General features: G+C 40.7%; 9 protein-coding genes. 5 read left to right on the plus strand and 4 right to left on the minus strand.

All coding sequences use genetic code 11. The annotated features are described in order from the left end of the window. Positions 1-134 precede the first annotated feature (134 nt). On the minus strand, positions 135-560 hold the full coding sequence (locus tag FD50_RS11735; protein WP_054755587.1) for a MarR family winged helix-turn-helix transcriptional regulator: 426 nt from the start codon (positions 558-560) through the stop codon (positions 135-137). 133 nt (positions 561-693) lie between these two features. Here FD50_RS11735 and FD50_RS11740 point away from each other — a divergent pair, with 133 nt between their 5' ends. Then, positions 694-2,085, plus strand: a complete 1,392-nt coding sequence (locus FD50_RS11740) for an MFS transporter (protein WP_056961936.1) — start codon at positions 694-696, stop codon at positions 2,083-2,085. Positions 2,086-2,154: 69 nt separating this feature from the next. Here FD50_RS11740 and FD50_RS11745 read toward each other — a convergent pair whose 3' ends face one another. Further along, entirely contained in the window at positions 2,155-3,402 is a 1,248-nt protein-coding gene (locus FD50_RS11745; protein WP_056961939.1) for an MBL fold metallo-hydrolase, read from the minus strand. 556 nt (positions 3,403-3,958) lie between these two features. Here FD50_RS11745 and FD50_RS11755 point away from each other — a divergent pair. Both FD50_RS11755 and FD50_RS11760 read left to right on the plus strand, forming a co-directional pair. Next, entirely contained in the window at positions 3,959-4,816 is an 858-nt protein-coding gene (locus tag FD50_RS11755) for an LD-carboxypeptidase (RefSeq protein WP_056961943.1), read from the plus strand. Positions 4,817-5,107: 291 nt separating this feature from the next. Further along, complete coding sequence (locus FD50_RS11760) at positions 5,108-6,565, plus strand: APC family permease (RefSeq protein WP_056961944.1); 1,458 nt, start codon at positions 5,108-5,110, stop codon at positions 6,563-6,565. 159 nt (positions 6,566-6,724) lie between these two features. Here the strand turns inward: FD50_RS11760 and FD50_RS11765 are convergent, their stop codons facing one another. Continuing rightward, on the minus strand, positions 6,725-8,794 hold the full coding sequence (locus tag FD50_RS11765; protein ID WP_056961946.1) for an NAD(P)/FAD-dependent oxidoreductase: 2,070 nt from the start codon (positions 8,792-8,794) through the stop codon (positions 6,725-6,727). A gap of 440 nt (positions 8,795-9,234) precedes the next feature. After that, on the minus strand, positions 9,235-10,044 hold the full coding sequence (locus FD50_RS11770) for a MerR family transcriptional regulator (RefSeq protein WP_056961948.1): 810 nt from the start codon (positions 10,042-10,044) through the stop codon (positions 9,235-9,237). A 426-nt stretch (positions 10,045-10,470) separates the two neighbouring features. On the opposite strand from FD50_RS11770, the gene FD50_RS11775 reads away from it, so the two are divergent. Together FD50_RS11775 and FD50_RS11780 are read left to right on the plus strand one after the other, a co-directional pair. Further along, positions 10,471-12,045: an Nramp family divalent metal transporter gene (locus FD50_RS11775; protein ID WP_056961950.1), complete on the plus strand. Its 1,575-nt coding sequence runs from the start codon at positions 10,471-10,473 to the stop codon at positions 12,043-12,045. Positions 12,046-12,072: 27 nt separating this feature from the next. Further along, a complete protein-coding gene (locus FD50_RS11780) occupies positions 12,073-12,507 on the plus strand; it encodes a universal stress protein (RefSeq protein ID WP_056961953.1) in 435 nt (144 codons plus the stop codon). Positions 12,508-12,756 lie beyond the last annotated feature (249 nt).

Here is a 12,756-nt window from a genome sequence, read left to right on the forward strand (position 1 = left end):
TCTCAGTCTCCCCCACGTTTTGAACTACCTTCAATTATAAGTTAAAAACCTGTATTAATGTACTGCAGGTCTAACAAAGCTGCTACTTTTCATTATCTTTAATAACTCTTTGAAACTATGTGCCACTTAAAAACCTAGTGCACTAAACTTTTTGTAAGTGTTAACAACTGTTGCTGCAATAGCTTAGCCTCTGCGCTTCCCAGCGCTGACTCCATTTCTTCTTCAGTAGCTTGAAAGAAACAATGGATTTTTCCCTCTAATATTTTTGAATTGTGCGTTAAAAGAATCTGCTTCATGCGTGCATCTTTCAGTAGCGGGACACGGACCAGTAATTCCCTAGCCTCCATCAACTTCAAAGCACTTGTGGCAGTAGAACGTCGGATATTAAATTCTTTTTCGATGTCTTTTTGAAAAATTGCTCTTTCCTTTTCGTTTTGAAAAATGTAATCAATAATTCCAATCTGAACACCAGTCAAGCCCAAGCTGTGTGCAAAACTATCAGCATTTCTTGCAATTGCATTTGAAGCTTTCTTAATACTTATTCCTAATGATCTCTCCATTTGCGTGCTCCTTTAAAATTGGCCGTCTTCTAACAAACGCCAAGTTCTTTTAACCGCTAGAATAATATTATAGTTTATGATACAACTTAAGATAGATTGTTTGAAGCCTAACAGTTCAAGAAAGGGAGATTCTGTGATTAGAAAGCTTGATTCGAAATTAATTTTTGCCATTATTGCAACTGGTCTGATGTCATTTAGCGGGGTCGTGATCGAAACTGCAACTAATGTTACGTTCCCTGTACTAATGAGTACCTTCCATGTCAGTACCGCAATGGTTCAATGGATGACCACCGGCTATTTATTAGTTGCTGCGATTGTGATGCCACTTTCAGCTTTTTTCAAAAACAATTTCCCTTCAAAACATCTTTTTATCACAGCCGCAAGTCTCTTTATTCTTGGACTACTAATCGATATCTATGCCCCTAATTTTTTACTGCTTGTTCTAGGTCGTATCTGTCAGGGAATTGGGACTGGAATTGCTTTGCCACTAATGTTCAACATTATTTTGGAACAGGCACCTGTTGAAAAAATCGGCTTGCTGATGGGCATTGGCATGCTGATTACTGCGATCGCGCCGGCTTTAGGACCAACATTTGGCGGGTTAGTCGTTAATACCTTAGGCTGGAGAAATATCTTTGTCTTTATCCTCCCACTGGTCATTATGGCACTTTTACTCGGAGCTTGGGCAATTCGTCAGGGTACACCTTTAAAACCTTCCCCGTTGGATAAAACCGGTTTATTTTTTATTGCGCTTACATTTATCGGTTTAATAAGTGCCTGTGGCAATCTTTCCAAACTGACAAAAGCGCCACTTTCCTTTATTATTCCGTTGGTAATTGGAAGTGTCGGTCTTTTGCTATCCGGCCGACACTCATTACGCGTTGCACATCCTTTGCTGAGTCTGCGCATTTTAAATAATCGCAAATTCACGCAACACCTCATCGCGTTTTTCTTGCTGCAATTGGCTGTTTTGGGAATTTCTTTCATACTGCCCAACTATATTCAGCTGGTTAACCATCAAACGGCACTTTTGGCAGGTTTAATTGTTTTACCCGGGGCAGCTCTTGGAGCGCTTTTTGCTCCACTGAGCGGCAGTTTGTTTGATAAATTCGGGGCCCGTCAACCAATTTTGGCTGGTATCGTTGTGGAATTACTTGCACTTTTACTCTTCGTTTTATTTGCTCGTTCCTTAAGCAATTTACTGATCGGATTTTTTTACTTATTATTTATGTGTGGTCTTAGCTTGGTAATGGGCAACACCATGACTAACGGACTGACTGCGATTCCAGCCGCACAAAAACCAGATGGAAATGCACTCTTTAACACCTTACAGCAATTTGCCGGTGCGGTCGGAACCGCACTGGTTTCAGCAATTATGCAGCTTTCACAAAATGCAAATTTTCCAGCAAGTTATGCTGCGCGAACAGCTCTAGGTGCACAATACTCTTTTTCTTTGCTTTTGCTTTTAATAGTTCTAGCAGCTGTTTTGCTGATTTTAGGCACCCGGAAAAGAATCACCACTTAAAAAAACCTCTCACCTTGACAAGTTCCACGTGAAACAAAAACAGATGTTCAAAAATAAAACCAATCGTGCTTATTCGAACCGATATTCCTTACTGTACTCTGGCAAAAGCGAATTAAGTTCAGTCTGCTTAAGTGCTTCGACTGCCCGCTCGGGGTGAAAAGAATGCCACATAGCGGTTTGTTTAGCATGCACCACCTGAGCAATTTTGCAGATTTCCTGTTGAGTTGCATGGCCCGAAACTCCAATATCAAGCAGTGCAGCCTGGTGGTGTGTCAAAAAAGCAGTCAATGTGTGATAATGCGGGTCATAGATTCCCAAAGGATCGCTATTACAATGCAGGTATGTAAAATTTGAAAAACGTGCTAGAAATTGTAATCTTTCAAAACTGTTTTGCACACAAAAATAACGTTTATTATGATTTACTACTGTTGGTGTAACTGGAATTAGTCCTTCCGCTATTCTTCCGCCCCCTTTCTTATCTGCCAATACATAAATTGGAATATCTGAATAAAAATCGCGTAATACTTCGGCGTACGCAGCCTCCCAGACAATTGGGCGTTGCATCACTAACGCCGCCTGATTGAGTTCAAAAAGGCGTTCAATGTTGCGCAAATATGGACTAATCACGATTAATTCCGAAGAGTTTCGCAATGCCGTTTTAAACTTCTCCAAACAGCACTGCTCACCAGTGTTTGTTACCCCTTGTTCTACGGGATTCGTAGTGAAGCTTGTTCCTTCAAGCATAAACAAATCCAATTTCAACTGACGGAAAATATGCATCCAGTGATCGACATGACTGCGATGCGGTCCGTTGAGCCGCACATCTCCAGAATTACCGAAAAAATGTCGACCATCACTGATCAAAAGCGCGGCAGCCCCATAAACATCATGATCACTCTGATAACCAGTCACCGTCAGATCACCCACCCGGACTGGCTCTTCATAATCAAAAACTTGAAAATTAATGTTCAATGCAAGTGCCATCCCTTGGGCTGCCAAACTGCGATAAAGATGATAAGTCTGACGTGAAACATACACCGGAATATCGCTGCGCAAATACGCCAATGCAGCAGTATGATCTAGGTGAAGATGCGTGATAAAGATTGCTTCAGCTTGGTACTTTCTGTGCGCCTTCTTGCCAAACAGCTCTGGTATATCCGGTAAAATATGCTTAGCAAGCATTTCATCTGGGTCAGCAATGCTGGTATTCGCAACTAATCCGAAATCCGTAATAACTCGTGCATTTTCTGTACAGATTTCAACAATATTGCCGCCAATAGTGCGTAAACCGTTTAAAAACTTAACAGTAGTAGTCATAAAAACGCCTCTTTCCAACAAAGTCCTTTTTCTTTCTGATCATGATAACTGCTCTAGTTATCAGAAAACATCTGCTTAGCTTGCGCTTGCAATTTCGTTAAAATCGATTTAGCCGCCTTTTTTACTCAGCCTGCTATCAAAGGCGTCTGTAGCTCCAGCATAATATTGATTGAAACCCACAAAACCCTGTTGTGAAAATGACTTAGGCACTGAAGTCCCCCGCAGCCGGGTCCTCAGAATGTGCTTTGTGGAATGCTGACATTCTTTTGCTTTAACTGCTGCTGTGGAAAGCGGGATATAAACTGTAAACCCAGCCACTCAAGCATTGTTTTAAGCTCTAATAAATACTTCATAAATATCTGAACCTTTTTTGGCCTGAAAAGATTTGTTAAACTTGCCTAGGAGAGTTAGTATACCTTAATTGCTGGTTATTAGAGTCAATCCTTCGTAAAGTTTCCGTATCAGATATGTAAATGTTTGCTACCGCTTGTTTTTGACGCTACACTCTTTTTACAGATTAAATATGCTAAGCTGATTCTTTAAGGAGGAATTTTAGATGAATTCAACATTAATCGCTGGCGATACTGTCGCACTGGTTGCAAACTCTGATCCGCTAGCCGCAACTGAAAAACCACTCGTAGCAAACTTAACCGCCTTACTGAACAGCTGGCAGCTTCAGGTTAAAACCAGTCCGCTGCTTTTTTCATCTTCTCCTAATCTCGCGGTTGCCAAAGCCCGCCTGATGAATCAGTATTTTGCAGATCATTCAGTGAAAGCCATTTTCGATCTCTCAGGTGGAAATCTTGCAAATACAATCCTACCGTTTTTAGACTATGCACTTATTCGGCAAAATCCTAAATTATTTTGCGGATACAGCGATTTAAGTACCATCTTAAATGCCCTACAGACACGCACACAGCTTCCAGTTTGCCTTTTTCAAATAAAAACACTTGTCCAAGAGGCCACTGGAAAACAACAGCAGCTCTTTTATGAAACTTTTTTCAAAAATAAAGCCAATCTTTTTCAATTCGATTATTCTTTTTTACGCGGATCCCAGCTAAATGCTGAAATCTGCGGCGGTAACTTGCGCTGCTTTTTAAAGCTTGCTGGTACCCCCTTCTTTCCTGAACTCAAAAACAAGCTGCTTTTTATTGAAAGCTACAGCGGACAGCAAGCTCTCTTGCTTTCTCAATTCAGTCAGCTTAGTCAATTGCCCCATTTCAATAGTCTTGCAGGCATTATGCTAGGAACTTTTACAAAATATGAACAGACCGTCCCTCAAATTCCTGTCGCTGAACTGCTGCTTACATCCTTGCCAGCCGGTGCCACTTTTCCTATTATCCAGACTTCACAAATTGGCCATGCTGTCACTTCAAGGGCACTTTTTATAGGCACCAGGTACGTTTTCGGGTAGTACTTAAAGTTACAATGAACGTAAAATTTAATTAGCTTAAGCGCAAGTGGCTTAACCATCTGGACACTTACCCCTGCAACACCTAATCCTTTCAAACAGTTTTCAAAATTCACTGTATTATTTTGCGCTTTTGTTTTACAATCAATTACTGTATTGACATTGTCTAATTATAATACGCGTGAGGATGGCACCAAGTGAACTTAGCACTCGAAACAACTACCCATAAGCCGCCAAACAAAAATAGTTTTATTGAAAAAGCAACACAATAAAACTATTTTTGAGGAGTTAATTATGTCTAACAACACCTTGGAACCACAAAAGCATTACATGAGCTGGGGCGTGATTGCTTTACTAGATTTTGTAACAATCATCAGCTTTGAAAATATTTTCTATCCCTTTCAAAATCAGGGCCTTTCAGTCGTAATTTCTTGGATCTTTCTATTATTTGCCTATGTTATTCCTTATGAACTAATCGTCAGTCAATTAAGTCTGACTTTCAACAACCAAAGCGGTGGCCTTGCTTCATGGGTCAGACGCAGCAGTAATGACACGCTGGGTTACTGGACTTCGTGGATGTATTGGATTCAAAGTGTCCCTTATATTGTTGATGTTTCAAACTCTGTGATTGTCTCCTTTAGTTGGATCATTCTTGGCAATAATACACTGGGGCAGCGCATGTCGACTTTTGAATTTGGCTTGCTGACTTTCATTATTATTTTGCTCTTCATTTTACTGGAGAATCTAATCAAAAATTCGTTAGCGATTTTGTCTCTAATTGGTGGCGGTGCAATGTTTATTATGTCCTGTTTGTTTGTGCTATTAGCAGGCTATGCACTGACTCATGGGACACAGATTGCGACCCAGCCATTTAATCTCCATGCCTTTTTACCGCATTTTAGTTTAAAATATTTTTCAACTACTGGATTGTTAATCTTTGCCATGTCTGGAGCAGAATTAGCTGCGCCATATATTGTACAGATGCGTGATCCTAAGCATGAATTTCCTAAGGCAATGTGGCTGTTGGCTATTATGACAGCTTTTCTGACAATCTTTGGCACACTTTCACTTGCAGTCTTCTTTAACGCCAACCACATTCCACATGATTTCAAAATGAATGGTCCTTATTACGCATTCTCTTTACTTGGGCAAGAACTGGGCTTAGGTAAAATATTGATGTATCTCTTTGCCGTTGTCCAGGCAATCTTCATGATGGCACAGTTGGCCGTCTTGTTGGATGCATCCAGTCGCGTCTTTGCCGGTGATGTGGCGGATAAGTTCATGCCACATTGGTTGACTAAGAAAAATAAACAGGGACGCCCGATTAATTCTTACCTGATGACTACCGGACTAAGTCTCTTTTTGTTGCTTCTGACTGGGACCTTGCCTAATATTAATACGATTTATAACTGGTTATTGAATATCAATGGGATCGTCTCACCGTATAAAACATGTTGGGTCTTTTTCTCCTTTGTTGCTATTCGTTGGCGTCAAAAAGAATTTCACTCAGATTATATCTTTATCAAAAATCGTACCAGCGCTCTTTTGGTTGGTGGTTGGTGTCTCATCTTTACCTTTGTGTGTGCCACGCTTGGCTTTATTCCACAAGAAGCCGCGTTTGGAACCAAGGCTTTCGATCACCAATTGCTATTAAACTTTATTACTGTCTTTATCCTGTTCGGCGTTGGTCTCCTGCTTCCGTTGCTTCGTAAGTGGGAATTAAGAAAGCAAGCTGTTCAGCTTGATAAGTAACGAAGACATTCAACTGTGTCAGTATCTTATTTAAAAACATTAAAAGAACCGCTCCTTTGCGTCATGTTTTCATGTCCACAAAGCAGCGGTTCTTTTTATAGCTTAAATTTCTAAGAAATGTATAATGCTAGCAGTCAAATTGGAAAGCATCAAATTTGACTAGGCCCGTCTTCCTGCTTGAAAACCTTCTTGCACAGCATTCATGATCTTCCTTGGTTTAACCGCATCTCCAATTACTTCGACCGCTACCCCAGCATTGATCAATTGCTCCGACAACGGATCATTGGAACGCATTCCTAATGCACAGATAACTGCATCGGCTTTATATTCAACCTGCTTACCATCAAAATCAGCAGTCGGATCAGGTGGTAATTTTTCAGAGAGCGCCGCATACGGTTTTCGATTTTTATCAGCCAAACAAGTAATTTTGTCATCGTCCATTGAAAGAATCTTATTTCTCAGTTCAATCTTAATTCCGTCTTCTTTCATTTTGGCATCAAGTGCCCACCTTGCATAGTACATTACAGCCATGCCGGCTTCAGGCAAGATATCAGTCATCGTGACTTGGTAACCCTTTTCAGCCAAATACATTGAAACTTCACAGCCAACCAAACCTGCGCCGGCAACTACAAAGCTATGCGCGTCTTGCGGATATTCATCATCTAGTACATCCATTGGATTAAGAATATGGCTCTCGTGTGCGCCTGGAATATTAGGTACAAAATGTTCGGAACCTGTTGCCACAATATACTTGTCAAAATGCTGATCTTGGAGCATTTCCATGTTAAATTCCGTGTTTAACCGCACGTCAATTCTTGATTTTTCAACCATATGAATCATGTACTGGGTGTACGCTCTATAATCTGCTTTAAAATCCGGTTTGCCGACAAAATGCAGTAATCCACCCAATCGATTAGATTTTTCGAATAAAACTACCTCATGTCCACGCTTGCTGGCTGTGAGTGCAGCCTCCATTCCGGCAGGCCCAGACCCGATCACTGCAATCCGACGTTTTGTTTCTGCTGGTTTGACATCCGCAAAGTTGGAATATTCCATACTGACCTCAGGGTTTACAGAACATTGAATACTCTGCCATTCCATCCCCGAACCTTGACATTCATTGCATCTCAAACAACGTCGGATATCTTCTCCTCTGCCTTCCATGACCTTTTTAGGATAATCAGGATCTGCGATACTTTGTCGTCCTAAAGCAACAAAGTCTGCATTCCCGGCTGCAAGTGTCTTTTCTCCCATTTCAGGACTAATACTATTTACAGCAATGACTGGAATCTTAACCACTTTTTTGATTGCAGCGGCCATTGGCAATGCGCTTCCTCTGGGGCTGTAGCACGGTGGAATCCAAACAGATGAACTGACTCCTTTGGAAAGAAAGTTGCCTTCCGGTTTCTTCTTATCTCGCATCACATCCATGTAATCATCATATTTGGATTCCAAAGTCCCGATCGTTACATGAACTGCTGCTACTCCTGCTTTTTCAAAGAGCTGGCTGTATTGCTTAGCAACTTCTAGTGTAATCCCAGTCGCAAGATATTCCTCTCCGGGCAGTCTGAAAATAATTGGAAACTTGCGGCCACAGTGTTTCTGAATCGAGGCAATAATTTCAAGTGCAAACCGCGCCCGATTCTCCAAACTTCCGCCATATTCATCAGTACGCTTGTTGTAGTAGCCTGACAAAAATTCATTCACCAAATACCCATGTGCCCCATGAATCTCAACTGCATCAAAACCGCACGTTTTTGCACGTGCAGCGGCCAGCCCATAATCCTCAACTACTTGTGCAATTTCTGCTTTAGTCATTACTTTCAACTTAGCTCCAGGTAATTGAAACGTACCAATCCCTGAAGGAGTAAATGCCGGCAAATCAGAAGTGATGTTGTGAGCAAAGACTCCCGCATGACACAATTGCAAAGATGCACGTGCACCTCCCGCATGAATCGTCCGCGCGAGTCTGCTCATCCCCGGCATATAAGAATCTTCAGCCAAGGTCAGTTCTCCCGGAAATGCCATTGTTCCTGGGGTGGTATTGATCATTTCGGTAGTAACCAAAGCCACTCCGCCTTCAGCCCTGCGACCATAATAATTAACAACTTTATCGGTTACCATTCCGTCTCTGGTAGCCATCCAAGTCTCCATGGGTGGCATAATCATGCGATTTCTCAGCCGCATAGTCCCGATTCTGCCTGGCTTTACTAAGTTTTCATATCTCATTAGCTTCTTCGCTCCTTTTCTTTAATCAGTCTCTAAGACCTGCTTAACTAAACTCTGCACGGGCTTTGACTACATAAAACCTTTTATGTGAAAGAGGTTTCATTTACTCGGTTAAAAAAACCCGTCCTGTTTTAATAAACAGTTCCTATAACAAAAAAATACAGTAGTCTCCTATAACTCCGTAATACTAAATAAACGTTGCACTAAACGTGCTGTGCAGATGAGTCGCACTTGCTACTTCATCAATCTGCTGTGCGTAAAAGATATTGTTAATCTATGAGCAATTATAGCAACAACATCTTTTATCATATTGTGAAGTATAGAACTATTCTAAGGTCAATACTTTTTTAAAAAGAATCCTCAGCACTATTTAATTGACGAGGATTTCACTGTATTCTGAATCTTGGCTTAGGTGCAGCAAGTTTTCAGCGGCTACTCAGCTAATCGATTGGCAGCCAAACTTCATAGATGCGGGTCGCACCCGAGCGCCCATAATCAAACCGGAGCATTCTGCCAATTATATCCCCAGTGAGCTTCAAATTATGCTCAGCCATCCAAGTGTAGGCAAACTTCAAAGTCTGTACATTAAGCCCCGGCTTTGCTTCTACGAGTACGTAAACGCTGCGTCTAGGCAGATATTCTATTACTTGTTGTTGCGTAGCAATCCCATACTCATCCGCTATTTTAGCATCTATGCAAAAACCATAGCTGTTTTCCCAAAGAGATCTTTCACAACATGCACGCTTGAAGGGAATAATTGCAATTGGTAAAAAAGCCGAGTAGTGCTGTAGTGCAGTTTTAAAGAATTTATTTTCAATCGACTTGGAATCAAGCTCCCCATTTCTTGTGTAACACAGAGCATAAAGATGCGGACTGTCTTGAATATAACAGACATTTTGAGACTGTGCTATCGCTGGAGCAACCGCTTGAACTCGCCTGATCTCCTGTAACATTTCCTGATAAACCCTAATTTGGTGCTCTAGTTCAGTCTCTTTATGTTCAAGCATGTCATTATAATCTGTTCGACAGACGTTGTTCATAATCGTTGTAACTTCAGCGATTGAAAAACCCATTGATTGCAGAATTTTACAATCATACAGTCTCCAGATATCTTCTTGCCGAAAACCCCGATAAGCATTCTGTGTGTCTCGTAAAGGAGTCACAATCCTTTTTTTCTCGTAAAATCGGATCGAATCTGAAGACATATTCAGTAACCTAGCCACGTGTTTGATTTTAAATAATTTTTCCATAAAAATCGCTCCAATTATCCTTGATAAAGTAAACTGCCGATTATTCAGAACAGTTCATTACCCTAAATGTTGATTATTCAACTATTAGTTCAGTTAAAAGTCTCTTTCTTCAAAACAATTGAGCTTTTGCCACTGTCCATTTAGATCAATTCTAATTCAACTATTATTCTAACGCGTCTGGGTTTCGATGAGAAGCTCTATAACGGCAATAACCAGATAACTAGACAGCTTAGCATTTTTCGCTCAACCTGATTCTTTAAAAGCGATTATTTTAAATTATATGGAAGAGTTCCCACGTTTCAAATAAACGATCTTTTTAGTTTACTTACCCTTTTTGTTTTTTTAAGTATCCCTAATTTTTATTTGAAATAAGCTGAAACTGTTGTACAATGTGAATGGTCCAAATTAAGAAAGGTGGTATTACCTATGGGTAAAAAGGCGGATAGTCCGCGCAAACATCATTTAATAGAATACGCTAATGGTCCTTCACTAGAAGAGATTAACGGCACAGTAGAGGTTCCAAAAGGAAAAGGTTTCCTAAAGACTTTATTTATGTACTCCGGCCCAGGTGCCCTAGTAGCTGTGGGCTATATGGATCCTGGTAACTGGTCAACTTCAATTACTGGTGGTCAAAACTTTCAATTTCTTTTAATTTCTGTCATTTTAATGTCAAGTTTAATTGCCATGTTATTACAATATATGGCTGCTAAACTGGGCATTGTAAGTCAGATGGATTTAGCACAGGCGATTCGTGCAAGAACCGGCAAAGCCTTAGGAATTATCCTCTGGATTTTAACTGAATTAGCCATTATGGCGACCGATATTGCAGAGGTAATCGGAGCTGCGATCGCACTTTATCTTTTATTTCACATTCCTCTTGTGATTTCTGTGTTCTTAACAGTTTTTGATGTTTTATTATTACTTTTATTAACTAAAATCGGTTTTCGAAAAATCGAAGCCATTGTAGTCTGCTTAATCTTGGTGATTTTAGTAGTTTTTGTCTACCAAGTGGCACTCTCCAACCCTAATTGGGCTGCAATGTTTAAAGGTTTCATTCCTACAGGTGAAACTTTTGCCAGTTCTCCAACCGTCGGTGGAATGACGCCTATTAATGGAGCCTTGGGGATTATCGGCGCAACCGTAATGCCGCATAATCTCTACCTGCATTCAGCTATTTCTCAAACGAGAAAAATTGATCATAATGATGAAGAAGACGTGGCACGCACAGTTAGATTTTCAACTTGGGACTCAAACATTCAATTGACATTGGCCTTTGTAGTTAACTCCTTACTGTTAATCATGGGTGTGGCAGTCTTTAAATCAGGCGCAGTTAAAGATCCTTCATTCTTCGGATTATTCCAAGCATTATCAGATACTTCGGCTCTGAGTAACGGCCTCCTAATTACTGTCGCCAAGTCAGGTATCCTATCGATCTTATTTGCGGTTGCGTTGTTGGCATCCGGTCAAAACTCGACCATTACTGGAACACTAACTGGTCAGGTCATTATGGAAGGCTTTGTACATATGAAAATGCCGCTGTGGGCACGCCGCCTAGTAACCCGCCTAATTTCTGTAATTCCTGTTTTAATTTGTGTTTCTTTAACCAGCAACGAAAGTGCCATCAAACAACATGAAGCAATTAATACGTTAATGAATAACTCCCAAGTCTTCTTAGCATTTGCGCTACCTTTTTCAATGCTGCCGTTATTAATGCTCACCAATAGCGATGTTGAAATGAGTGCCCGTTTTAAGAACACTCTTTGGGTTAAAGTATTAGGTTGGATTTCCGTAATTGGGCTAACCTATTTGAACATGAAGGGCCTCCCTGGCTCAATTGAAGGTTTCTTCGGTGATAATGCAACTAAGGCCCAAATTGCACTTGCCGATAACATCGCGTATGTCTTAATTGTCTGCATCTTAATCCTTCTTATCTGGACAGTCGTTGACCTATATCGTGGTGATCAGCGTCTTAGAAAAGTCCATTTAGAAGCAGAAGCTTAAAAGTTAATTTTTTAGAGGAGAGCAAAAATGAACAAAGGAAAAATACAGAAATTTTTAGTTGGCGTGGATGACTCTGCTGACGCGTTGCTGGCCTTTGATTATGCCATTAAACGTGCTAAAGACGAAGGGGCCGAACTCATCATTACTTCAGTCTTAGAAAGTGATGAACTAAGCGTTTATCAAGCAATGGACAAAGATTATATTCATGGTAAACGTGAAGATCTTGAAGAACATATTCTTGATTATCGCCAAAGGGCCTTAGCTGCCGGAGTCACAAACGTCCGGACCATTGTTGGTGAAGGTGATGCTGGTGAAACAATCGTAAAAGAAATTATTCCCCAAGTCGATCCAGACTTGCTAATCATTGGTTCGGAATCAAAGAAGGGAATTCGACGTCATTTTGGAAGCCAAGCTGCCTATATGGCAAAGTATTCCCCCACTTCGGTTTTAGTTGTACGTTAAGTTACTGAGAAAAGTACATTATCAAGAAGTGCTGACACTCGGTTCAAGCATCAATGCAGGTTTAGCCATAGAAAACTGCTTGATGGGAACACATTAATACAAAAAAGAGAGTGTGACATAAGTCGGGAAAATTTGAGTACTAACTCGAAATTACGAACATAGCGAGTATTTTGCTATGAGTAATTCGAAGTTGGACGGAAAATTTTGACTTATGGAACACGTTTATCCGGAATAAAAGAGAGAGTGTGA

This window comes from Liquorilactobacillus satsumensis DSM 16230 = JCM 12392 (assembly GCF_001435195.1).
Lineage (GTDB): Bacteria > Bacillota > Bacilli > Lactobacillales > Lactobacillaceae > Liquorilactobacillus > Liquorilactobacillus satsumensis.